Consider the following 24306-nt stretch of genomic DNA (forward strand, 5'->3'; position numbering starts at 1 on the left):
GGCAACCTTCGTAGGCGCGCAGCCTGGATGACTGTTCCCGCTGCCGCCGCCCTCCTGCTCACCGCATGCTCCACCGACGCGGAACCCGCAACGCCCAGCAGTTCTACGACGTCCACAAATGTTGTTGCCGGACAGGGCGATCAACTCGAATCCAACAAGACCATCGTCACGGATTTCTACGAACTGGCGTTCAACGGCCGTCAGGTTCAGCAAGCCGCCGACCGGTACATTGGCGATGTCTACATCCAGCACAACCCCACCGCTGCCGACGGGGCAGCCGGATTTGTCAGCGGGATAGGCGGTTACGTCGAGGCCACGCCCGGGTTGCATGCCGAGATCACTCGCGTTTTCGCCGAGGGCGATCTTGTTGCCCTCCAGTCTCACACCACTTCTGCACCCGGCGACCGCGGCCAGGCCGTGTTCGACATCTTCCGCGTCGACAACGGCAAGATCGTCGAACACTGGGACGCCATTCAGGACGTGCCGGAAACGTCCGCGAATCCGAACACGATGTTCGACGGCCCCACCTCGTCGCCGTCCAAGACGTCAGAGGTATTGGAGCGCAACACGGCCAACGCCCTGACATTCCTGCAGCTCGCCTTCAACGAAGGCAAAGCCGCCGAGGCTGCCGACCAGCTGGTCGGCCCGACCTACACGCAGCACAACCCCTCGTTCGCAGACGGTAAGGACGCGTTTGTCACGGCACTGGCCGGGATCGAACCCGTTACCGGAGACAAGGCGACCAAGTTTCCGCGAACGGTAGCCGAGGGAGATTTCGTCTTCGTTCAGACCTTCGCGTCGTCCGGTGAAGGAACGGCTGGCAGCGGCTCGATGGACATCTTCCGCTTCGACGAGAACGGCAAGATCGTCGAACATTGGGACGCCGTCCAGGACTACCCGTCGACGACTGCAAGCGGTAACACCGTGTGGGACGACGGTCGCTGAGGCTTTCGCAACACAAGCTAATTGAGCACAGGCACGATGGCGGGAGCTGACTCCCGCCATCGTGCCGTCTGCGCAGCCACATTCGACGGTACCGTTCACCCATGCCCCTGCGACCTTCGATCGCAATCGCGCTCCTGCTGTGCGTTTCCAGCGGATGCACACATGCCCGCGAGCCGGTGATCGCACGACCGCACGCCGAAATAGGCGAATCCGCAGTCTGCAATCTCCCTGCCGAAGGCCAGTATCCGGGTATCGAACCGCCGCCTGAGATCGCACAAGCGCATTGGTTTCGCAGCGGAACGGTGCCACCGGATTTCGAGCCCGCGGCGGCAGTCACCTGCGACGAATCGTTCGGCCCCTCGATCACCGCGAATCTCACGACCAACTTCTTCGAGCACCAGTGGGAGGGGGATTTCACCGCTGCCGTCGCGAAGCTCAATGCACCGTCGGAGGGTCGACGTCGGGATCAGGGCAGCTGCCCAGTTGCGAGCATGGCGCCGATCGAGGATTTGTGGTTGATCGACGCACAGGGACGTATCGTGCGCCCGTCTTATCCGGTCGACGAATGTGGCTTCCAGCAGCTGGGAGGATTGGTCGAGATCGAGAAGCTTGACGAAGTCAGGCGGACCGAGCACATCGTTTCGCTTACCTCAGATGCGGTTCTCCAACGGATCGGGTGCGGCACTGTTCGGTTGACGCCCACGATCGGTGAACAACATCTGGTCGCCGAGCGCTACTCGGTGAGCGGCGGCATCTGTCGGTACTCCGCGGAGGCAGACGGCGAAGTCGTCTTCGCGGGCGCGACACAACTGAGCGAGAGCTTCGGCGAATCGTTCGCATACCTACCCCGGGCCGACGCATGCTCGGAAGTGGCTCGAATTACTGTCGGCACCACCCTGACGCGTGCAGAGCCGGGCTATACCGAACGGATTCCGGTACTCATCGATGTAGACGGTTGCCAACGAATCTCGATCGAGGGACACGTGCCATTGCAGGCGTCACCCGAGATCGTCGAGCGCGTTGCATAGCCGACTGCAATTATCCGACGTTGATCCGTTCTACATCGCCGTCGTAGTAGTCCAACAATCTCTGATCCATCACCCGACGCCACAGGGGCGGAATCCACGCGATCACGATCATCACCGCATAGCCGGCCGGAAGTTGCGGCGCCTCGGCTGCGCTACGCAAGCTTTGGTATCGCAACTTCGGGTTGGCGTGGTGGTCGCTGTGTCGCTGCAACTGATAGAGGAACAGATTGCTCACCACGTGATCGCTGTTCCAACTGTCTGCAGGGCTGCAGCGCACGTACGAGCCGTCGGCACGCTTGCCACGCAACAGGCCGTAATGCTCGAGGTAGTTCGCGGCTTCGAGGAAGGTGAATCCGACGAATGCCTGCAGCAGCAGCCAGGGTGCGACCTCCCAACCGAAGATGCCGATGAGCGTCGCGAAGAGGACAACGCTCATCGCCCATGCGTTGAGGACGTTGTTTTCGAAACTCCAGGTTCGCTTGCCTTTCCGCTGGAGTCGAGCGCTCTCGATACGCCAGGCAGAACGCAGCCCGCCGACCACACTTCGTGGCAAGAACCTCCAAAAGCCCTCACCGAACCGCGAGCTGGCCGGGTCCTGCGGAGTAGCTACACGTACATGGTGGCCGAAGTTGTGTTCGACGTAGAAATGCCCGTACAGGGATTGTGCAAGCGCCACTTTCGCGAGCCACTGCTCGATCTTCTCGCTCTTGTGACCGAGTTCGTGTGCTGCGTTGATACCGACGCCGGCGACGACGCCCGCTGTGAAGGACATCGCGATCTTCTCCGCGATTCCCATCGGAGCGTTGATCCAGCACCAGCAGGCAAAGACCAGACCGGCGTATTGCAAGGGGAGGAACGCGTAAGTGCACCAGCGGTAGTAGCGGTCCTTCTGCAGTCCGGGGATCGCATCGTCCGGCGGACTTTCGCCGTCTTCACCGGCCAGCATGTCGATGATCGGGATGACAATGACCAACAGCCACGCGCCGGTCGCCCAGAACAATCCGAGACGAAGGTTGTCGACGAGAAACCAGGATATGAACGGGCTGAGCGGGATCAGCAATCCGAGCGGCCACAGGTACCTCTTGCGGTCGCGCCAGCGCGGGTTTTCGGCGGACGGCGAGTCTGTGTTCTGGACAGCGTTCGATTCGGTACGCCGTGCATCGGAAGTCGCTGTCATTCGCCGATCTCGCCTTTCGTCCCCTCGAGCGGTTCGCCCCACGCACCGTTCACGCTCAGCAAACCAGAACTCACGGCCGGACGGGTATGGTCCCGAACCCGTGATCACTGTGCCCGAAAGATGGCACGAACGCTTGTGCTCAATGAAAACTCCCCCGCACATCACTGTTCACCCCGACAGTGGATATGGACAAAATACACCATCGATCTGCAGGGATGGAGACCACCTCCGCGCTCAGTCGAGGGCCGGAGATCCCTGCCGCGGCAAGATCAATCCGCGTCGGCATCGCCGAAGTAACGGTAACCGTTAGTGACAGAAATCATAAGCAGAGGACGCGTTTCTCCTTGCCCCTGGCAACGAAAAAGACTGCGCGCCCTCAACTGTTCAGTTGCGGGCGCGCAGTCGAATGGTGAGCAAGCGTCAGAGCGTTGCGAACGCCTTCGTTTTCACTCGGTTCAACCAACCGCTGGCGGTCACAAAATCGGTGACGCTCGACGGCAGTCCGAAAACGTGTCGGCCAACTGCTCCATCGGATGGGACTCGTATCCGGCGTCGGTGTAATTGGTCGGAACGCCGGGCCTTACGCCAACCCGAGCTCGTTGACGACCAAATTGCCGATCGCACCGGTGGGCTGCTGAACCGAGAATGGGCCGGGTGCGTCTCCGAGTGAGATGTGAATCCACTTGTTGTTCGCGATCACGTCGGCATACTCGACACGAACACGTAGAAGTTGCATCGCGTGATGAGCCCTCGTCGCGCCGACGGCCAAAGCCTGAGCGCAGGAGTACTGCAGCGTTCGGATCTTGTTGCCGCCACCGCCGAGGCCGGTGATGTCGGAACTGAACATTCGACGAGTCTAATTCGACCGTTCATCGACAGTCTGGACTCGCCTACAGTCGGGACATGGGAACTTTCACGACGACCACACGTGACGTACCGCTCACCGTCAGCCGACCGGATTCGCCGGGTGAACCGATACATGCGGTAGTGGTTCTCCAAGAGGCGTGGGGCGTGAACCAGCATATCGAGAGCATCCTCGAGCGTCTCGCCGACGCCGGCTACCTTGCCGTGGCTCCGCACCTCTACCACCGCGGCGCACAGACGTCCTTCACCGACTTTCCGTCCGCCAAGGACGCGCTCATGGCGCTCGACGGCACAAGCATCGGCGACGACGTACGTGCCGCTGTCGACTACAGCCGATCCGGGGGAGCAGACAAGGTCGGCTCCCTCGGATTCTGTATGGGCGGCACCGCGTCACTGTGGTGCGCCGCGGTGCCCCTCGTCGATTCTGCCGTTACCTACTACGGTGGCGGCGTCGCAGAATCCCGGTGGGATGGGATCGCAGCAGGCACCGAACTCGCTGCGCAACTGCAGGTCCCATGGCTCGGCCATTACGGCGACCTGGATCCGAGCATCCCACCCGAGAGCGTCGAGCAACTGTGCGCAACCGCCTCCGACCTCGCCCGGGTGTACCGCTATGCCGAAGCCGGCCACGCGTTCAACAACGACACTTCGGCCAACCACTACGCACCGGATTCTGCTGCCCTCGCATGGACTCGCACTATGGAGTTCTTTGCCGAAACCCTGTGATTCCCAACGCGAGTCAGGGCACCCGCTTGACCACCGTGCCGGTGATCTCGTCCTGAACCTGTTCAGCCGTCACCGCTCGACTCTGTGCCCGACGTGGGCGGGTGAAGTAGTAGATGCCGATCACGGCGAGGACAAACGGTACCCCGAATACCAAGGTCATCTTGAAATCCTCGACCCACAACGTCGTGACGAGGATCGCGACCATGAGCACACCGCCCAGGATCGTGCCCACCGGGAAGAACGGAATCGTGAAGGAAAGTGTCCGTCCTTCGCTTGCCATCCGCTTACGAAAGAACCAGTGCGTCACGAAGATCAGCAGCCACGTCGCCATTGCCCCGAACATCGACAGCGAGATCATCAAGGTGAATGCCTGCTCGGGAAAGAGAACGTAGACGATTGTCGCGACGGCGATACCCGACGTCGACAACAGCAAGGCGTTGACCGGTGAGCCATTGGCCCTGACCTTGCCGAGGATAGCCGGCGCGTCACCAGCACGGGAGAGCGAGAACATCATTCGCGAAGACACGTACAGCTGACTGTTCATCGCGGACAGCGCGGCAATGATCACCACGAAGTTCAGCACACTGTCTGCGCCCGGAATCTTCACGACCTGCATCACCGTGACGAAGGGGCTTCCGCCGCTCAATATCTTGTCCATCGGAGCGATCGCCAGAATCAGGGCAAGCGTTGCGATGTAGAAGACGAACAGCCGGACGATCGTCACGCGGAACGCTTTCTTCACCGCCACTGCCGGGTTTTCTGCCTCACCGGCCGCAATGGCGATCATCTCGATGCTTAAGTAACTGAAGATCGACACGATCACCGCAAACCACATGCCGGACAAACCATTCGGAAAGAATCCGCCACCCGCCGTGTAATTGTGGAATCCATAGTCAGGGTTTCCGCTACCGAACACGACATACGCAGCCATCACGATGAAAGCCACGATCGCGAATACCTTGATCGTCGAGAACCAGTACTCCATCGTCCCGAAGGCCTTGACGTTGAACATGTTCACCCCGATCAGCACTCCGGAGAACAACACGATCCACAGCCACGACGGTACGTCGGCGAACCAGAACTGCATGTATTCACCGATCGCGGTGACCTCGGTACCGACCGCGAGGACGATGCACGACCAGTAGAGATAACGGACGAGGAAGCCGATCAACGGTCCGACGTAAAACTCTGCGTAGGCACCGAACGAACCCGATGTCGCATGCGCGACAGTCATTTCGGCGAGGGCGCCCATCAGCAGGAGGGCGATCAACCCGCCGATCGCGTAACTGATGATGACGCTCGGCCCGGCAAATCCGATGGCGAACTTACTGCCGAGGAAGAGTCCGGTGCCGATTGCACCGCCGAGCGCGATCATGCTCATCTGTTTGGGACCGAGTTCGCGTTTGAGACCTGATTCTCGTTGCTGGATGTTTTTGAAATCACTCATGAAAGCTCCTTGCGAAAGGCGGCACCTCCCGGTCCGCGGAAACTTGGAAGAAGAATCAGGTGACTGCGTCGCGCTCGCGGAATTCGGGGCGATCCCAGGACTTGCTCTCGAGGATGTCTCGCAACACGTCGACGGCGTTCCACACGTCGGCGTATCCGAGATAGAGCGGAGTGATACCGAACCTCAACACTCCTGGTTCGCGGTAGTCACCGATGACGCCCCGCGCAATGAGAGCCTTCATGATCGAATAACCCTCGGGATGAACAAAACTCACGTGCGAGCCACGACGCTCGTGCTCGCGAGGCGTGATCAACTCCAAACCGTAGGCAGCGCAACGATCCTCGACGAGGCTGATGAAGAGATCAGCCAGCGCGAGCGACTTGCTACGGATGTCTGCCATGTCAGCTTTGAGCGCGATGTCGAGACCACATTCGACGAGTGACAACGACGTGATGGGTTGAGTACCACTCAGAAACCGTCGTATTCCTGCGCCCGGTTCGTAGGCCGACTCCATCGCAAACGGTCGCGCGTGCCCCCACCACCCGGACAGCGGCTGGATTCCGGTGTTCTGATGACGACGGTTGACCCAGATGAATGCAGGTGAACCCGGACCACCGTTGAGGTACTTGTACGTACATCCGACCGCGAAGTCGGCGTCGGCGCCGCCCAGATCGACAGTCACGGCGCCGGCAGAGTGTGCGAGGTCCCAGATCATGAGCGCACCACATTCCTGCACTGCTGCAGTGACTTCCGTCATCGCATACAGGTTTCCGGTGCGATAGTTGACGTGCGACAGCATCACCACGGCGGTGTCCGGCCCTACCACCTCGGCGAGGTCGCCCGGTTGGTCGATCAGGCGTAGTTCGTATCCCTGATCGAGCAGCGAGATGATGCCCTCCGCAATGTAGAGGTCAGTGGGGAAATTGTCTCGCTCGGAGACGATCACCTTCCGGCTGGGATCCTGCGCAGCCGCGATGGACAGTGCGGAGGCCAATGCCTTGAACAGGTTGATCGACGTCGAATCCGTTACTACCACTTCGCCTTCACCTGCCCCCAGCAGCGGAGCAAGCTTGTCACCGAGACGGACGGGCAGGTCGAACCATCCGGCCTCGTTCCAACTCCGAACCAAGCCGTTGCCCCATTCCTCGCCGATCACTCTCGCGGCGCATTCCTGTGCAGCAACGGGACGCGCGCCGAGCGAGTTCCCGTCGAAGTAGAGGACGCCCTCCGGAATCGCGAACTCGCGGCGGAACTCCCTCAAGGGATCCAGTGCGTCCGCCTTGACGCAGTCTTCCAGCGAAAGGGTGGTTGTCGATGTCATGACGATTCTTCTCCTGCATGTGTCGGCGTTGAAAGCGATGAAGGCAGAGTCCGGAGCACGGCGCGTACCGGGCTGGCATCGAGGTCGAGGAACTTCAGCGGCAGTGCGATCAACTCGTAATAGCCTTCGTCGACGTCGTCGAGGCAAAGTCCTTCGAGGATCGCGACGCCACGATCGCTTGCCGCGTGGTGCCCGTCCATGGTCTTGCTGTCCATCGGATCGAACGAGGCGCCGTCGATTCCGATCAGAACTCCACCGCGGTCGGCGAACCAGTGGGTCAGCTCAGGAGAAACACCGGCGAAGTCGTTGTCCCACTCGCGCGGGTACTGCGGATAAGTCCTCAGAATCAGCCGCTGCGGCAGATGGCCGCCGAGTCGCTCCACAGTCTCTTCGACGGGCCTGATGGAGGCGGCACCGTCGACCCTCGTCATGTCGACCACTGTCATGTCAACCACCAGGGCCTCGCCGAGATAGGGCTCGAGGGGAACGGAACCAATGGTCGCGCCCTCGACGCGGGTGTGCGCTGGCGCGTCGGCGTGAGCACCGATATGCGGAGTGGTGGTGATTCGGTTGATGGTGACGGCGTCACTGCCGCCGAGGTCTGACGTGACCGCTCGGGTGAAGGCAGTATCGCCTGGCCACACGGGCGTCGATTCGGAGATCGGCGGGCTGATGTCGATCAACCGTGCCCTCCAGTCGCCCGTGTGTCGGCCGATCCTCGGAAGCATCCAGACCCCTTCGTCCGTAACAGTCGACTGTGTCGATCTCGACCGTTTGATAATTCGATGTGTTTGGCAAAAGCTAGAATCATCGACGGGCGCGGTCAATAGTTGCTGAATATTTTCGCGACGGCAGGGAGAAATCGGATGATAAATGCGATCGAACGGGCAGCTGCCGCGGCGAGGCCGAATCATGTTCGGCTCGACGACGTCGATACGGCCATTCTCCGCGAACTCGTCCGGGATGCACGCATCCCCAACAATGCACTCGCCGAAAAGGTCGGGATAGCGCCGTCGACCGCTCTGGCGCGGATGCGCGCTCTACGCGAATCGGGCGTCATCAAGGGGTTTCACGCAGACATAGACCTCGAGCTACTCGGCCTCGAGATCTCGGCGATGGTGTCGATTCTGATTCACTCCCACGCCAGGAGTCGGATGACGGAAATTGCCGAGCACCTGAGCGGATTGGATTCCGTTCAGCGAGTGTTCCTGATGAGCGGGGACCGTGATCTCCTGGTGCACGTGTCGTGTGAATCCCCCACTCGGCTTCGCGATTTCGTCAGCGCGCACCTCAACGACCCCGCCATCGCCAATACACAGACCAACCTGATCTTCAGCGAACTGCGGCAGAGCGACTGAACGGCCAGCCGCAAACAGCAAGGCACCTTCGGGCGCTCTCGAGATCGACACCTCGAAACGATGTTCTCCCCCACTAGAGTCGGAAAACATGTTGCCACTCGGGTTGTCCATGCTCTGGGAGTCGGTAGAGCCGGAAGCCGCGCTGGAGCAGCGATTCGGATTCAACAGCTTTGGCGCGGCCACCCACTGGATCTCGGCGGTGCTCGAGCAGACTTGGGGACTGGCCGCCCTCGAGTGCTCGAGAATGGCGATCAGTGACCAGAACGCGATTGTGTGGGTTGCGAGCGACCGAGGTGGGCTGGTGGTGAAGTGGTCGCGAGCCACAGAGCGCTTCGCGAATTTGGAGGCGTCGACGCGGCTGCTGAGTGCACTCGCCGGGCAGGGTGTGCCCGTTCCATCGCCGATCAAATCCCTGAACGGATTGGACCGGGAGACTCTGGAAGGCCCTTCGTGCGCAGTGTCATTCACCGTACTGCCGGAGTTGGCGGGAGATTGGTTGGACGTGCAGGACCACGCGGCGATCCGGTCGGCAGGAGCATGTCTGGCAGAGATACACCGATCGCTCGGCGCCACCCACGTCGACGGATCGGTGTTCTCGTCGCGCAGCACCGGGTTGAAGGAGCGCATCGGTGGTTGGCTGGAGAATTTCGACCGCGGGTTTGCGCCTGAGGCGTCGAGTAGGCTCGCGGTACTCCTGTTGCGGGCACCCGAGCTCGATGACCAAACCCAACTGATACATAACGACTTCCGGGCAGCCAACATCCTGATTCGAAACTCGAAGATCACCGGAGTGCTCGACTTCGACGACGTGGTGATCGAGCACCGGGTCAGCGACCTGGCCAAGGCGTGCGTATATCTGGGTACCCTGTTCACCGATTGGCGACCGACACCGATCGCGGTACGGCAGAGCCTGCGTGCCGGCTACGAATCCGTACGACCCCTCAGCCGATCCGAGACAGAATGGTTCGAGATCCTCGAGTTGTGGCACGGCCTGATGGCGATCCCGGATGAGAACGACATCGCCGGTTGGGCATCAGCATTGTGACGAAAGTGGGGACTCCGATACCGGCGTCCCCACTTCGTTCTGATCACATCAGGATCCGGCACGGATCCATTCTTCGAGATGCGGCGCCTCGGTGCCGATCGTCGTGCCGTCGCCGTGACCCGTGTGGACCTTGGTCTCGGCGGGGAGCGCGAACAGTTTGTCGCGAATGGACCCGATGATGGTCGGGAAATCGGAGTACGACCGCCCGGTTGCCCCGGGGCCACCGGAGAACAAGGTGTCGCCGCTGAACAGTTCGCCGGCCTCCGGCAGGTAGAGGCAGGTCGACCCCGGCGAATGACCGGGTGTGTGGATGGCCAGAATATCCGTGCCCGCCACAGCAATACGCTGATCATCTTCCAAGCTCAGATGCTTCACCCCGGGGTGAGTCATGTCCCAGAGGACATCGTCGGCCGGGTTCAGGTAGATCGGAGCGTCGAGCTTCTCGGCCAGCTCCGGCGCAACGGTGACGTGGTCGTTGTGGCCGTGGGTGCAGACGATTCCGACCACCTTGCGTCCACCGACAGCATCGATGATCGGCTGCGCGGTGTGAGCTGCGTCGACGATCACCACTTCGTTGTCGTCACCGATCAGCCAGATGTTGTTGTCGACGTCCCACGTTCCGCCGTCGAGGCTGAACGTGCCCGAGGTGACTACACGATCCACACGCAATGTCACAGGACCACCACCGAACGGAGGACCTCGCCGCGGTGCATCGTCTCGAATGCCTTCTCCACCTCGTCTAACTTGATGCGCTCGCTGACGAACTTCTCGAGCGGCAGACGCCCCTGCTGGTACAGGTCGACCAGCACGGGGAAATCACGCTCGGGCAGGCAATCGCCGTACCACGACGACTTGAGGGCTCCGCCGCGCGAGAAGAAGTCCACCAGAGGCATTTCCAGCTTCATGTCCGGCGTCGGAACTCCCACCAGCACTACGGTTCCCGCGAGGTCGCGGGCGTAGAACGCCTGCTTCCACGTCTCCGGGCGGCCGACTGCGTCGACAACCACGTCGGCACCGAAACCTCCGGTCAGCTCCTGGACCGCTTCGACGACGTCGTCGACCTCGGTGGCATTGATCGTGTGCGTGGCACCAAGTTCTGTGGCCCACTCCAGCTTTCGGGGATCGCGGTCGATGGCGATGATGGTGTTGGCACCGGCCAGGCGTGAGCCCATGATTGCTGCGTCGCCGACGCCGCCGCAACCGATCACGGCCACCGAATCACCGCGTCCGACGTTGCCGGTGTTCATAGCGGCGCCCATGCCGGCCATGACACCGCAGCCGAGCAGTCCGACCACAGCCGGATCGGCCGAGGCGTCGACCTTGGTGCACTGGCCTTCGTGAACCAGGGTCTTGTCTGCGAATGCGCCGATACCGAGCGCCGGCGTCAGTTCGGTGCCGTCTTCGAGCGTCATCTTCTGCTCGGCGTTGAACGTGTCGAAGCAGTACTGCGGGCGGCCGCGCTTACACGCACGACACTGCCCGCACACGGCACGCCAGTTGAGCACGACGAAGTCGCCCACCTCGACATGAGTGACACCGGGGCCGACGCTCTCGACGATGCCCGACGCCTCGTGCCCGAGCAGGAAGGGGTACTCGTCGTTGATTCCGCCGTCGCGGTAGGTCAGGTCGGTATGGCACACACCGCACGCTGCAATGGCAACCACTACCTCGTTGGCGCCGGGATCAGGGATGGTGATGGGAACGATCTCGACTGGGGCACCCTTGGATCGGGCGATGACGCCGCGTACCTGCTGTGACATGGCTTTGCTCCTGGCTTCGTGCGATTTGAGGACGTGTCGACACATGGCGCCGTGTTTTCACATTGCGATATGTGCACTCTTTCAAAGGCTAGCCCGAAGCAGGTGCCCGCAACCCTGGTCGAACTGACTGACCGACCTAGCCGAAAGGACTAGGGCGCGGGCTTCACGCCGGCCTCGGCGCCCGCAGCGGCGGCGGCACCCCGACTCTCGACACCCAATTTCCGCAGAATCCCGGCAACGTGAAACTTGACCGTGCTCTCACTGACGCCGAGTCGCTCCGAGATCGCCTTGTTTCGGCGTCCGGCCACCAAATGCTCGAGCACCTCGAACTCCCGCGGCGCCAGTTCGGTGAGGACGTCGCGGTTCGGTAGGGCGACGGGGGCGTCGAGCGGGATAGTTGCGCTGATCCGGCTCCCCCACCCAGGCGTCGACTCGGATTCGACGGTTCCACCCAAAGTCTCTACCCGCGAACGTAATTGGCGCTCCACGTCAACCACGTCGGCTTCACCGCCGCCGTCGTCGCGGATGTCGATCGAGAGCGAAGCCGCGTCGAGGGTCCACGCCACCCGTATACGCGAGAGCGCCTGCTGATCCGACAAAGCCAACACCGCGCCGCGAACCACGGCTCGGGCGCCGTGCGCAACTTCGCCGGGTAGCCCACGCCCGTCGACGGGTGGCTCCACCAACTCCAACGCGATTTCTCGATGCTTGAGCAGCGAACGCAATTCCCCACGCATCCGCGCAAAAGCCGTGGTGGTCGACTCTTCGGCCAACTCGCGGTGCACGTCGACGGCCGAACGCAACCCGATCAGAGCCGAAGCCGCAGTCTCCCTGGCCGAGGTTCGCGCACGTGTGTCGTCGAGATCCGCCGAGCGCAGCGTCGCCAGCATCGTCTCGAGGGTGGCCGCATGCACCTCGGTCATCTCCGCGACGGTGCGTGCTCGCTCGGACGACGCCGCCCGCGACTCGGCCAAGTATGCCGGGCTCGCGTTCCGCACCTGGAGCTGAATTCCGGTTGCAGTCACCGCGAACAGTGCCTGGATCAATTCGAGGGATGCCGCCTTCACCGGTCCGGGGTGCGGCGTGAGCACGAGGAGGGTGTCTGTTCGATCGAGCATCGCGAGCACTTCACGCTCGCGGCCGGCAATGGCAGACTTCCCTCGAAAGATCTGTCCGACAGCGAGTTCCGTACGGATACGGTCGAGTTCGGCGATAGTCACACGATCGACGACGGCAGGGTCCCCGGCGACCTTGCGCGGCCTACCGGTGCACTCTCGAGTGAAGATCACCAGGGAGGCGTGCGGCGCCATGTCCGCGATCAGCGTCGAAAATCGTCGGCCGATTTCGGGTAGTGGTCCCACCAACACGTCTCGAAGGGCGGTGATCAGTAGCGCGTTGTCGGTGGTGCTCACCGTTCAACGATAACCATCCGGTTCACTGGTGCAGCGTGGTCTTCATGAGCATCACGTTGTAGTCGGACCACGTGGTAGCGAGAAAGTAGAGGTCCTGCCCCTGCGACCAGGGGTGCATGTACGCGCCGTAGAGTCCCGGAACCGCGTCGGTGCCGATCACGACGTCCGGTGCGCTCCACGGTCCGGTCAGATCCGACGCCGTCCGCAGCACCAGTGCGCCCCACTCGTTGGAGTACATCGCGACGAACTTGCCGAGATAGTTGTTGTACTGCACCGACAGTTCACTGACGTCCCCGTCGAGAACTACCGCCGCGGCAGCGGGATTGTTGGGGACCCATGCCTTTCCGTCCCAGTATTCGTACGCCGCGACATCCGCGATGGAGGCTTCCTTCACCCGCGAAAGGCGCCCCTCGCCGAAACGTCCGGCTGGGGTACCGAAGTTGTAGACGTAACCACCGTCTTTGACGAAGGATCCCATCTGGAAGTTGTCGTTACCCGTCAACGGTAGATTCGGCCGGGACGAGGCCGGTTCGATCTGCCAGGTCTCACCGTTGTCGTGCGAGGACGCGATCTGCGAGAAGTTGGTGACCCACTCGCCCGATCCACCCCACGACCGAATCGACATGTAGTTGACGTATTGAACGCCGCCCACGGAGATACCCGTCGTCGGAATGCTGCTGGTTTCGACGCCGGTGACTTTCAGACTTCCGATGATCTCGCGTGAGTGATTCGGTCGGTCGGTCGGTGAGGAGTCGATGTTCATGCCGTCGGACAGATTTCCGTCCGAGCTACGGAACAGGACGTTGCTGCGCCAGTCACCGACCACCCCGGAGCACAGAGGATCAGATCCGATGCCGACGGTGTCACCGAAAGCTGTCAGGACCTGACCTGCGCCGTTGTCCCACATGATGCCGAGATCCGTACCGAGGACGTTGAACCGCTCAACGGTTTGATTGGGGCTGAGCGCTCCCGTGATGTACTCGACCGCAGAGGTGCGGCCCTGCAGTTCCGGAAGTTTCCCGTCCGTTCCGTTGAGCCAGGGAATCGGATTGGTCGGCCCGCCTGTTTGATCGAAGCTGCCGGTGACATTGCAATCCCACGGGGATGCATGCGCTTGGGTTGCCCCTAAGACCGCGGTCGACGCAAGTACACACGTCACTGCTGCTGTCGATATCTTCCGTATCCGGCGCATCGCTCCCCTTTCGCGGGGGAGATCCGGACTCTACGAGGTGTGTTGCTCGACCGGATCGGTTCATCCACCCACGAGAACACAAGGTAACAGGTAAATCGGTCAAGCTAGACAAAACGGGCTTATTTGATGGAGATGGATTTCAACCATTTCTCCATGACTGCCGCCGCTGTCTCCAACCCCTGAGCTTCGGCAGCACCCAGCTGCTGCATGAAGATGCGCGGACCGTCTGCTCCCAGCGAAGCATGCAGCGAGTCGCGATACTCGGCCAGTTCCATCCATTCGCGCGCCACCGCGGAGGACGCTTCGAGGTGAAACTGAACGGCGTAACTCTGCTTGTATCGGAAGAGTTGATTCGGATACTTGGCAGAACCAGCGAGCCGTATCGCGCCGTCCGGAATGTCGAAGGTATCCGAATGCCATTGCATTGCAGGGAATGTGGAAGGCAGGTCTCCCCACACCGGATCTTGCCGACCCTCGACAGTCAAGGTGATGTCCTCAACTCCGACTTCGGGCACCGCTCCCGTGTAGACGCGAGCACCCAGCGCCGCGGCGAGCAACTGCGAACCCAGACACACTCCCCACACCGGGACATCATTCTCGACCAGATCGCGAATGTACTCGATCTCGGACGCCAGCCACTCGACCTCGCCTTGATCGCCGACGCCCATCGGCCCACCCATCACGATCACGGCGTCGAACCGTCGATGCGCCGGAAGGGGGTCGGTGCCCAGAAGAACAGTCTGCACATCTCCATAGCTCTCCAGGACAGGCGAATACGCCGCTGGGGGTTCGCACTGCGCGTGTCGTAGTTCCAGAAAATGCATGTAGACAATTCCTCTCGAATCCGGTGCCGAAAGCCTATGGTTCTATTCGACATAAGGCACATCGAAATCGAAGCCGTGCTCTCGGCGGTCAAGATCGGCGAACCCAACCCCTGCTGATCGAGCGAGATTTCGAACTTCGCAGTTCCGGGAACGCTGCGCCTTACTTGACAACTACCTCCGACCTCCTTCACTGTAGTCAGCATTACGAGTATCCAATATATTGGATGCGAAAGGTTGGATGGCAATATGAAGGTGCAACGAATACGGCAGAGCGCCAACTCTCCGACGGCCATGAGCGAACCCGTCATCGGAATACTCGGAGGCATGGGACCCGCCGCTACTGCCGACTTCTACTCCAAACTCGTTGCCCTGACACCAGGTTCGACGGATCAGGAGCACCCCAAAGTTGTCATCTGGGCCGATCCCACCGTTCCCGACCGGACATTGGCACTCACCGAGAACGGCCCGGACCCCACTCCCTGGCTGATCCGCGGTGCGCGCGTCCTCCGAGAGTCGGGCGCGACGACGCTCGCCATCCCGTGCAATACCGCCCATGCCTTCCTGCCCGGCATCTCGTCCCAACTGGGACTTCCCGTCGTCCACATGATCGACGAAGTTGCGCGGCACATCCGGACACTCTCACCGGCCGTGACGTCCGTCGGACTCTTGGCCACCACGGGAACGGTCCGCACCGGGTTGTATCAACAGTGGCTGTCGGAATACTCGATTGACGTCCTGCTACCCGAACCGGCGATCCAGGATGAATTGGTAATGCCGGCAATCCGAGCCATCAAGAGCGGCAACGTCGGACGCGAGACCACCGACAAGCTCGTCAGGGCCGCCGATCTTCTCGCCGAATCGGGCGCGCAGGTAGTCGTGGCCGGATGCACCGAGATTCCACTCGGACTGCCTGCCGATGCCACAACCTGTCAGATGATCGATCCGGCAACAATTCTCGCCCGCGCGCTGCTCCTGCGCGTTGCGGATGCACGGATATATCCTTCGACGGCGCACTCGGGCTGACCAGCGGCAGGCGCCTGGAGAGTACGATATCCAGTATGTTGCGTGGCGGTAAACCGGTTGAGCGAGCACGAATGAGCGACATCGCTCTCGAACGCATTCGCGAAGCGATCGTCACCGGTGAACTGGCACCGGGATCGAAGATCAAGGACAGCGAGCTCGCCGAGTATCTGGGCTTGAGCAGAACTCCGGTCCGCGAAGCACTGGCAAGGCTTGTCGACACCGGACTCGTGGAAGCGAAACCCGGTGCGTACACGCGCATCACAACCCTCGACCGCGGCGACGTCGAGGCAACACTCGCGGTCATCGAGGCTCTCGACCAACTGGCCGTCGTAACCGCCGTACCGAATCTCACCGACGAGATGATCGTGGCAATGCGTTCCGCCAACAAGGACTTCGCTGCCGCCGTCAAGCGAAACGACATAGGCCGGGCCCTGATCGCGGACGATCGCCTACACAGCGTCATTATCGATGCTGCGGCAAATCCGCTGTTGAAGAAGCTGATCCACCAAGTTCACCCACAAATTCACCGCATCTACCACCGCAAGTTTTCGAGTCTTCTCGGCAGCCAGGACTCCGTCGACCATCACAACAAGCTGATCGACCTGTGTGCAGACCACGATGCCGAGGCGGCAGCGACATTGTCGGCCGAACATCGACGCCATCTCGGCGGTCTGATCGGCGAACTCTTCGACGCTGACGAGTTCGCCCTCTCGGACTGACGCCGGAGTGCAAGCTTCGGTTCTTGCCTATACTCGCCACCGTGCGCAGCGAAGGCACCGGGCGTCTCTATGCCGTCGAGCCCGCGCCATTGCAAGAAGTGGACCAATGGCTCGACGGATTCCGGCAGTTCCGGAGCGGCCCTCTCGACGCCTTGGCTACAGAACTCGCACGCGGGAAACGACGCGGCTCCGAACGGAGCGGATCTTCACAATCGAATTCTTCCGACGAAGGGGACTCACAATGACCGAGATCGCAAACCAAGACACCAGCCTCACCGCGGTGGGGCGGAGCATGGGCAACCGCGAAATCGCCGAAGGTTCGGCTCGAACAGCCGTACTCGAGCGGCGCTACACCGCATCGATCGACGACGTCTGGGACGCCATCACGACCCCAGACCGCATCAACCGTTTCTTCCTTCCCGTGAGCGGAGACTTCCAGGTGGGCGGCTCATATGCTTTCGAAGGCCAGGCGAGTGGAGAGATTCTGGCCTGCGACGCTCCGCATCTGCTGCGACTGCAATGGACGCCGCCCGGCGATCGCGGATACAGCGATCAGGTCGAGATCCGGCTGACCGCAGACGGACCCGACAGCACCTGGCTCGAGTTGGAGCACGCCTCCGTAGCCGATGTTTTCCGCAACGACCCGGACACCGGCTGCTACGGCGTCGGAACCGGATGGGAAGGCCCGATTCACTACCTCGGCGAATACCTGCGCGGCACTCTCCCCGATGCGCCGAGCACCGAGTGGTACACCTTCGACGAAGCCGAGGAGCTTCGTCTGGCCAACTTTCGCGGGTGGGAGTGGGCAAAGATCGAGGCAGAGCACGGCGCCCAGTAACGCCCAATTCTTCGAAAACGGTCACAGGATGGCCGTTTGCTTTGTATCGTGACCGAGCTGGACGTATGTCCAGCAGTTCTGGTGGCTTTCTTTCGTGCCACAACTGCTTCGGTCCACGAGAAGAGAGCTCCACATGGCGCCCCAACCCGTAGTCGACAACGCGGCCACGACGCGACGCACGCACATCATCCGGACAGTTCTCGCTGTCCTCGTCATCGCACCACTGTCGATTGCGGCGTTCTACATGTGGGCACTGTGGGATCCGGGCGACACGGTCAACCGCTTGCCCGTCGCCATCGTCAACGCGGATGCGGGCACAGAACTCGACGGAACACGTCTGCAGGCCGGCGATGACGTTGTTGCCGCGCTCGTCGAGAGCGGTGACGTTGCGTGGAAGGTCGTTTCGGAACAGGAAGCAGCCGACGGCGTCAACGACGGCACCTATTACTTCTCCGTTGCCATCCCCAAGACGTTCAGCGCGGACGTGGCCAGTGCCGCGTCGGGTTCGGGCCGTAAAGCCGAGCTCGACGTCTTGTACAACGACTACAACAGCCTGGTCGCCGGCCCGGTCGGTGAAAGCATCGTCGCTCAGGTGCGCTCCGCGGTCTCGGAGTCGATCGGTGAGCAGTCCATCGACCAGGTGCTGGTCGGGTTGGGTGAACTCGGAACAGGATTCGGCGAAGCCGCGGCAGGCGCACAACAGCTTTCGGACGGGTCCTCCGAAGCGCTTGCCGGAACCAACGAGCTCTACGCCGGAAGCCAGGAACTGGCCACCGGTATGGGTGAAGCAAATCAGGGCGGCAAGGAGCTGGCCGCCGGGGCCGGCGAGTTGGCCGCTGGAGCAAACGAAGCTGCTGCGGGTTCGGGCGAGCTGAGCAGCGGCCTCGACCAGTTGGTCGGGGGAACCGCCGAACTCGGCGCGGGTGCTCGTCAGATCAGCGAAGTGGTCGACATGGTCACCACCCCGGTACTCGATCTCGCCGGGTCCTCCGACGCCGTCGTCGGTCAGATCGACGCCCTCACGTCGATGCTGAGAAACTCGACTGATCCGGTCTCCGCCGGACTCGTCGAAGCACTCGGCGGACTGCGGGCCTCCTTGACTACCCAACCGTCCGGCGACGACGTGATCGCTCAGCTCGGTCAGCTTCGCGACGGTGCGCGGGAGATTTCGCGGCAACTCACCGATCCGAGCAGTGACTACCGCGGTGGCCTGCTCGCAGCGGCGGCAGGCGCAGGTGAACTCAACACAGGACTCGGCCAACTGTCCGACGGCGCAGGCCAACTCGCTACCGGCGCACAGGAACTCTCCACAGGCCTCGGGCAGCTGGACGTCGGAAATATTGCGCTCCGTGACGGTCTCGGTCAGCTCGCGGCCGGCGTCGGCGAGCTCGACGCGGGTAGCGCCGAACTGGCGACCGGTTTGTCCGACGGCGCCGCCCAGGTGCCGCAGTTCTCGGACGACGAACGTGCCACCACGGCCAATCTGCTGTCTTCACCCGTTGCCGTCGACGCGCGGAACAACAATCCCGCAGCTGGTTTCGGACCGGGAGCCGTCCCAGCCGTGATCTCGGTGGCATTGTTCCTGTGCGGAATTCTCACGTGGTTCGTCGTCCGTCCTCGACGCGGACGTTCCCTGAACTCGCACACGAGCGTGGTGCGTGAGGGGCTGCGCCGCTACCGCATTCCCGCCCTGGTCACCTTGGTTGCGGCACTCGTGTTGTCGGTGGTCTCACTGACCGTGGCAAACGTCGAACCACCGAGTGTCCTGGCGATGATCGCAGTGATGCTCCTGGTGGGCGCCGCCGCCGTCAGCTCGGGCAGGCTCTTCACCGTTGTGTTCGGAGCCGTCAACGGAACCTTTATCGCTCTGGGCGCCTTGATGATTCAGATCTTCGCGTTCGGTGCGGTGTACCCCATCGAACAGATGCCGACGGTCCTGCAGTGGCTGCACGCTCTGATGCCACTCACGTGGGCGCGCAACGCGATGCGCATGGTCCTTGTCGGATACTACGGCCCGAAATTCTGGCTGGCAGTCCTCGCTCTGGCTGCCTTGGTGATCGGAGCTGTCCTGTTCACCATCTGGTGGCGCCGCCGACAAGAACCGCAGACCGACGCCGACGACGACGCGCCGATCACCGAGGAGATCGTGTACCTCCAGCCAACGCAAACGTGAGTCGGCGCGAACGTGAATCGGATCAGCGTACGAGCGTCGTACGCATCAACATGACGTTGTAGTCGGCCCACGTGGTGGCAAGGAAGTACAGATCCGAACCGCTGGACCACGGGTGGATGTATGCCGCGTAGATACCGGGAACCTCGACCAGATTGACCAATGTTTCCGGTGCCGTCCACGGACCGACCGGACTGGGAGCGGTTCGCATCACGATCGAGCTGAACGCATCGGCGTACATCGCCACGAACTTGCCGAGGAACTCGTTGTACTGAACGGAGACCTCACCGATGCGGCCGTCCATGGCGGGTACGGCCGCAGCAGGATCGGCGCGGATCCAGCCACTTCCGTTCCAGTACTCGTAGGCGGAAAGATCGAGTATCGAACCCTCGGAGACGCGAGAAAGCCGAACCTCTCCGGATCGTCCTGCGGGCGTTCCGTAGTTGTAGACGAACCCGCCGTCTTTCACCATCGAACTCATCTGGAAGTTCTCACTACCGGCAACGGGACCGACACCGGCGGGAAGAACACCACCGATGTTGGGGCGCAGCGTTTCCGGACGCGTCGTCCAGGTTTCGCCGTTGTCGGACGACGTCGCAATCTGTGAGTAGTTGGTGCTCCACTGCCCAGCCTCACCCCAGTTGCGCACCGACATGTAGCTCAGATACTGCACACCGTTCACGGCGATGCCGCTGGTGGGGATACTGGAAGCCTCGACGCCCGGAATCTTCAGACCGGAGATGATCTCGCGTGCCTGACCGGTGCCGTCCATCGGCGCACTGTCGATACGCATCCCGTCGGCCAGTACCTGGTCCGAGCTGCGGAAAAGTACATTGCTTCGCCACTCGCCCACCAAACCGTCACAGGCGGGGTTGCGGCTGAGCCCGGTGGTGTCACCGAAAGCGGTCAGAATCTGACCGGCACCGTTGTCCCACATGATGCCCAGGTCGGTGCCGAGTACGTTGAAGCGATCGACAGTTTTGTTGGGACTGTATGTTCCGGTGACTTTCTCGATCGCGACCGTGCGCCCTGACAGGCCAGGCAACCCTCCGGTGTTGCCGTTGAGCCACGGCGCCGCATTGGCCGGCCCTCCGGTACTACCGACACCACTCACTCCGACGCATCCCGGCGCCGCAGCCGCCGGCGAAGCCACCGCCGTGACGGCAGCAACTGCAACCGCAGCGACTATCCCGGACACCCCCAACGATCTCCTCACGCGAAACATGACTCCCCCAAGGCCGGGATTGTTGGTGTTGTCGTCGTCGTTCCCCCCGAACCTCGGACAATCTAGCAACTGCAGTCACAGATAGCCCAATCAGACAAAGACACGAAAAGGCCTGAAAGTCATAGTAGTTCAGACTTTCAGGCCTTTTCGGACAGAGGGAATCGGTCAGTTGGTCAGCGCGTTCCGCTCGTACCGCCGTCGAGTGGGATCACCGTCCCGGTCAGATAAGCCCCGGCACGCGAAGCCAGGAAGATAGCCAGACCTGCGGCATCCTGGGGAGTTCCGACCCTACCCAACGGGACCGAGTCCGCCACAGCCTTTGCGCTCTGCTCGTCCTCGAGAAGGAAGGCCATCATTTTCGACGGGAACGGACCCGGTGCAATGGCATTGACCGTGATCTGCTCCCCCGCAAGCGTTGCCGCCAACTTGCGCGTCAACATGTGCACCGCAGCCTTACTGGCTCCGTACGAGAAGTTCTCCGAACCCGAAACCACGAGCCCGTCGATCGATCCGATATTGATCACGCGCGCGGGATCTTCCGAAGTGGCAGCAGAACGCAACTGTGGCAACAGCTTCTGAGTCAAGAGGAAGATCGCCTTGACGTTGATGTCGAAAATCTTGTCGAAGCCGGCAGCCGGAAAATCGTCGACGGGAGCACCCCACGTGGCACCGGCGTTGTTGACCAGCACGTCGAGCGTCGGCGAAATCTCCGCGACCTTCGCAGCGAGGCTCTCGATCCCCTCGTCGGTGGACAGATCGGCCGGGTGCGAGATGCAGGTGCCGAACTTGGAAAGCTCCCGCGCGGCTTCGTCACATGCTTCGGCTTTTCGGGCCGAAATGACGACCGTCGCTCCGCCTTCGACAAATCCGCGAGCGATCATGTATCCGATACCGCGTGATCCACCGGTGACCACGACAGTCTTTCCACTGACGTCGAACAGTCCCTCGATCAAGCTCATGCGACCTCGAAAAGCCCGGCAGCGCCCATGCCGCCGCCGATGCACATGGTCACGACGACGAGCTTGGCTCCGCGCCGTTTGCCTTCCAGGAGTGCATGGCCGACCAAACGAGCACCCGTCATTCCGTACGGATGGCCCACGGAGATACCGCCCCCGTCGACGTTGTACTTCTCGGGATCGATCCCGAGCTTGTCGCGGCAGTACAGGGCCTGAGAAGCAAAGGCCTCGTTGAGTTCCCAGAGATCGATGTCGTCGACCTTCAGTCCGTGCAGGTCGAGCAGACGGGGAATCGCGAACACCGGGCCGATTCCCATCTCGTCGGGAGCGCAACCGGCGACAGCCATGCCACGGTAGATACCAAGAGGAGCCAAACCGCGGCGTTCCGCTTCCCCTGCCTCCATCAGCACCGACGCCGAAGCACCGTCGGAGAGCTGAGAAGAGTTACCCGCAGTGATGGAGGAATGAGCACTGACAGTCCCGTCGGCCAGAACCGGTCGCAGACTCGCCAGCCCCTCCAACGTGGTGGAAGCGCGGTTGCCTTCGTCCCGGGTCAGCGTCACGGACTCGCTGCGGATCTCCCCCGTCTCCTTGTCCTGTACCTGCTTGATCGAGGGCAGCGGGACGATCTCGAGGTCGAACCGACCTGCGTCCTGTGCCGCTGCGGTCCGCTGCTGCGAGATCAGCGCGAACTCGTCCTGCTGCTCACGGGTGACTCCGTAGCGCTCGGCGACGATCTCGGCAGTGTGCAGCATCGGCATGTAGATCGACGGCTTGTTTTCCTTCAGCCACGGATCAGCCGCGCGGAAGTTGTTCATGTGATCGTTCTGTACCAACGAGATCGACTCGACGCCGCCGCCTATCGCGATCTGCATTCCGTCGTCCACGATCTGCTTGGCGGCGGTTGCGATGGCCATGAGCCCGGACGAGCACTGACGGTCGATCGTCATTCCGGAAACCGAGTCCGGAAGCCCGGCCCGCAGCACAGCTTGCCGAGCGACGTTGCCTCCGGAAGATCCCTGTTGCAACGCGGCGCCGAGGACGACGTCCTCGACCTCACCGCCCTCGAGGCCCGCGCGCTGCACTGCATTCGAAATGGCATGCGCAGCAAGCTCTTGAGCCTGAGTGTTGTTGAACGCGCCGCGGTACGCCTTACCGATCGGGGTACGGGCGGTGGAAACGATGACAGCTTGCCTCATCGGGGAAACCTTTCGTCGAACACGAAGTGCTGTGCGCCTTTATTAACCACCAGGGGTTAATAAAGGCGCACAGCAAAGAATCAGGGCTGGAACACGACGCGACCGACAGTGGTGCCGTCGCCGAGGCGACCGATACCGTCGGCAACGTCCGTCAACGACAATCGCTCGCTGATCAGTGGTTTGACCAGGCCGGCATCGGCGAGCCTGGTGAGCTCGACGTGGCAATCGTCGATGGCCTGCTGGTTGTAGGCCTTGTACAGCCCCCAGTGCAGACCGATGATCGAATAGTTCTTGATGAGAGCATGATTGAGAGCCGGCTGCGGAATCGTGCCACCCGCGAAGCCGATGATGACGATCCGTCCTTCGAAGGCGATGCACTTGGTGGACTTCGCGTAGGCATCGCCGCCGACCGGATCGAAGACCACGTCGGCGCCCTTGCCGCCGGTGAACTCCTTGACCGCTGCCACGAAGTCCTCACTGTGACGGTCGACGACCAGATCTGCCCCGAGCTTGCGCGCGTACTCTGCCTTGTCCGGCCCACCGACAACACCGATCACCTTGGCGCCTGCAGCCTTACCGAGTTGCACTGCAGCACTACCCACACCACCCGCAGCGGCGTGCACCAACAAGGTTTCGCCTTCGAGCAGCCGCGTGCGGCGATGTAGAGCGAACCACGCCGTCTGATAGCCGATACTCAGCGCGGAGGCTTCCGCGTCGTCGAGAGCCGACGGCGCCGGGAACGTGTTGCTCTGATCCAGCACCGAGTACTCGGCGAATCCGCCGGACGGCAGACTCGGGTTACCGATCACACGGTCCCCCACCGCGAACTTGGTCACCGATTCACCGACCGAGACCACTTCACCACACAGTTCGACTCCAGGGGTGAAGGGCAGCGGCGGCTTGATCTGATACTCACCGCGGCACATGAGGACGTCGGGGAAGTTGGCCGGAGCCGCCAGCACCTTCACCAACATCTCCGTCGCATTGGGGGTGGGATCCGCGATCTCCTCCAATGCGAGTACATCGCGGGGTTCACCGAGTTCGTTGACGCGCCAAGCCTTCACAGCAATTCTCCAG

At 61.9% G+C, this 24306-nt stretch carries 24 protein-coding genes; 10 read left to right on the forward strand and 14 right to left on the reverse strand.

Annotation, left to right across the window (positions count from 1 at the left end; translation table 11 throughout):
- The first annotated feature begins 27 nt into the window (after positions 1–27).
- Positions 28–945 (forward strand): nuclear transport factor 2 family protein, encoded by a 918-nt coding sequence (locus QM716_RS17980; protein ID WP_283305366.1) that lies wholly within the window; start codon positions 28–30, stop codon positions 943–945.
- A 101-nt stretch (positions 946–1046) separates the two neighbouring features.
- The gene (locus tag QM716_RS17985) at positions 1047–1973 is read left to right on the forward strand and encodes a hypothetical protein (RefSeq protein ID WP_283305367.1); all 927 of its coding nucleotides are present in this window, start codon (positions 1047–1049) and stop codon (positions 1971–1973) included.
- 10 nt (positions 1974–1983) lie between these two features.
- On the opposite strand, the gene QM716_RS17990 is transcribed toward QM716_RS17985, so the two are convergent.
- Together QM716_RS17990 and QM716_RS17995 are read right to left on the reverse strand one after the other, a co-directional pair.
- A complete protein-coding gene (locus QM716_RS17990) occupies positions 1984–3150 on the reverse strand; it encodes an alkane 1-monooxygenase (protein WP_283305368.1) in 1167 nt (388 codons plus the stop codon).
- A 580-nt stretch (positions 3151–3730) separates the two neighbouring features.
- The gene (locus QM716_RS17995; RefSeq protein ID WP_283305369.1) at positions 3731–3997 is read right to left on the reverse strand and encodes a hypothetical protein; all 267 of its coding nucleotides are present in this window, start codon (positions 3995–3997) and stop codon (positions 3731–3733) included.
- A 56-nt stretch (positions 3998–4053) separates the two neighbouring features.
- Here QM716_RS17995 and QM716_RS18000 point away from each other — a divergent pair, with 56 nt between their 5' ends.
- Positions 4054–4740 carry a dienelactone hydrolase family protein gene (locus tag QM716_RS18000; protein ID WP_283305370.1) on the forward strand — a complete coding sequence of 229 codons (687 nt, stop codon included), beginning with the start codon at positions 4054–4056 and terminating at the stop codon, positions 4738–4740.
- 13 nt (positions 4741–4753) lie between these two features.
- On the opposite strand, the gene QM716_RS18005 is transcribed toward QM716_RS18000, so the two are convergent.
- From QM716_RS18005 to QM716_RS18015, 3 genes are read right to left on the reverse strand one after another with little or no spacing between them, the layout of a single operon-like run.
- Positions 4754–6187: an amino acid permease gene (locus QM716_RS18005; RefSeq protein WP_283305371.1), complete on the reverse strand. Its 1434-nt coding sequence runs from the start codon at positions 6185–6187 to the stop codon at positions 4754–4756.
- A 55-nt stretch (positions 6188–6242) separates the two neighbouring features.
- Positions 6243–7508 (reverse strand): kynureninase, encoded by a 1266-nt coding sequence (gene kynU, locus QM716_RS18010; RefSeq protein WP_283305372.1) that lies wholly within the window; start codon positions 7506–7508, stop codon positions 6243–6245.
- Complete coding sequence (locus QM716_RS18015) at positions 7505–8236, reverse strand: cyclase family protein (protein WP_283305373.1); 732 nt, start codon at positions 8234–8236, stop codon at positions 7505–7507. The genes kynU and QM716_RS18015 overlap by 4 nt, the downstream gene beginning before the upstream one ends.
- Before the next feature lie 138 nt (positions 8237–8374).
- On the opposite strand from QM716_RS18015, the gene QM716_RS18020 reads away from it, so the two are divergent.
- Positions 8375–8866 (forward strand): Lrp/AsnC family transcriptional regulator, encoded by a 492-nt coding sequence (locus QM716_RS18020; RefSeq protein ID WP_283305374.1) that lies wholly within the window; start codon positions 8375–8377, stop codon positions 8864–8866.
- Positions 8867–8954: 88 nt separating this feature from the next.
- A complete protein-coding gene (locus tag QM716_RS18025) occupies positions 8955–9911 on the forward strand; it encodes a phosphotransferase enzyme family protein (protein WP_283305375.1) in 957 nt (318 codons plus the stop codon).
- 48 nt (positions 9912–9959) lie between these two features.
- Here QM716_RS18025 and QM716_RS18030 read toward each other — a convergent pair whose 3' ends face one another.
- The 5 genes from QM716_RS18030 to QM716_RS18050 form a co-directional block, all read right to left on the reverse strand.
- Positions 9960–10586, reverse strand: coding sequence for an MBL fold metallo-hydrolase (locus tag QM716_RS18030; protein WP_283305376.1), 627 nt, complete (start codon positions 10584–10586; stop codon positions 9960–9962).
- Positions 10583–11671 carry an S-(hydroxymethyl)mycothiol dehydrogenase gene (locus QM716_RS18035; protein WP_283305377.1) on the reverse strand — a complete coding sequence of 363 codons (1089 nt, stop codon included), beginning with the start codon at positions 11669–11671 and terminating at the stop codon, positions 10583–10585. The genes QM716_RS18030 and QM716_RS18035 overlap by 4 nt, the downstream gene beginning before the upstream one ends.
- Positions 11672–11820: 149 nt before the next feature.
- Complete coding sequence (locus tag QM716_RS18040; RefSeq protein ID WP_283305378.1) at positions 11821–13083, reverse strand: helix-turn-helix transcriptional regulator; 1263 nt, start codon at positions 13081–13083, stop codon at positions 11821–11823.
- Between the two features lie 22 nt (positions 13084–13105).
- Positions 13106–14275, reverse strand: a complete 1170-nt coding sequence (locus tag QM716_RS18045) for a glycoside hydrolase family 183 protein (RefSeq protein ID WP_283305379.1) — start codon at positions 14273–14275, stop codon at positions 13106–13108.
- A gap of 119 nt (positions 14276–14394) precedes the next feature.
- Positions 14395–15021 (reverse strand): type 1 glutamine amidotransferase, encoded by a 627-nt coding sequence (locus QM716_RS18050; RefSeq protein WP_283305380.1) that lies wholly within the window; start codon positions 15019–15021, stop codon positions 14395–14397.
- 369 nt (positions 15022–15390) lie between these two features.
- On the opposite strand from QM716_RS18050, the gene cuyB reads away from it, so the two are divergent.
- The 5 genes from cuyB (at position 15391) to QM716_RS18075 (ending at position 19852) form a co-directional block, all read left to right on the forward strand.
- Positions 15391–16122, forward strand: a complete 732-nt coding sequence (cuyB, locus tag QM716_RS18055) for a cysteate racemase (protein ID WP_283305381.1) — start codon at positions 15391–15393, stop codon at positions 16120–16122.
- Between the two features lie 35 nt (positions 16123–16157).
- Positions 16158–16841, forward strand: coding sequence for a GntR family transcriptional regulator (locus QM716_RS18060; protein WP_349307356.1), 684 nt, complete (start codon positions 16158–16160; stop codon positions 16839–16841).
- A gap of 41 nt (positions 16842–16882) precedes the next feature.
- The gene (locus tag QM716_RS18065; RefSeq protein ID WP_502942075.1) at positions 16883–17086 is read left to right on the forward strand and encodes a hypothetical protein; all 204 of its coding nucleotides are present in this window, start codon (positions 16883–16885) and stop codon (positions 17084–17086) included.
- On the forward strand, positions 17083–17679 hold the full coding sequence (locus QM716_RS18070) for an SRPBCC domain-containing protein (protein ID WP_283305383.1): 597 nt from the start codon (positions 17083–17085) through the stop codon (positions 17677–17679). The genes QM716_RS18065 and QM716_RS18070 overlap by 4 nt, the downstream gene beginning before the upstream one ends.
- Before the next feature lie 133 nt (positions 17680–17812).
- On the forward strand, positions 17813–19852 hold the full coding sequence (locus QM716_RS18075; protein WP_283305384.1) for a YhgE/Pip domain-containing protein: 2040 nt from the start codon (positions 17813–17815) through the stop codon (positions 19850–19852).
- A 22-nt stretch (positions 19853–19874) separates the two neighbouring features.
- Here QM716_RS18075 and QM716_RS18080 read toward each other — a convergent pair whose 3' ends face one another.
- From QM716_RS18080 to QM716_RS18095, 4 genes are all read right to left on the reverse strand, one after another.
- Positions 19875–21074: a glycoside hydrolase family 183 protein gene (locus tag QM716_RS18080; RefSeq protein WP_283305385.1), complete on the reverse strand. Its 1200-nt coding sequence runs from the start codon at positions 21072–21074 to the stop codon at positions 19875–19877.
- 173 nt (positions 21075–21247) lie between these two features.
- On the reverse strand, positions 21248–22033 hold the full coding sequence (locus QM716_RS18085) for a RhlG family 3-oxoacyl-ACP reductase (RefSeq protein WP_283305386.1): 786 nt from the start codon (positions 22031–22033) through the stop codon (positions 21248–21250).
- Positions 22030–23229 (reverse strand): acetyl-CoA C-acyltransferase, encoded by a 1200-nt coding sequence (locus QM716_RS18090; protein ID WP_283305387.1) that lies wholly within the window; start codon positions 23227–23229, stop codon positions 22030–22032. The genes QM716_RS18085 and QM716_RS18090 overlap by 4 nt, the downstream gene beginning before the upstream one ends.
- Before the next feature lie 80 nt (positions 23230–23309).
- Complete coding sequence (locus tag QM716_RS18095; RefSeq protein WP_283305388.1) at positions 23310–24293, reverse strand: NADPH:quinone oxidoreductase family protein; 984 nt, start codon at positions 24291–24293, stop codon at positions 23310–23312.
- Positions 24294–24306 lie beyond the last annotated feature (13 nt).

The organism is Rhodococcus sp. IEGM 1409, assembly GCF_030056735.1.
In the GTDB taxonomy this organism is placed as follows: Bacteria; Actinomycetota; Actinomycetes; order Mycobacteriales; family Mycobacteriaceae; genus Rhodococcus_F.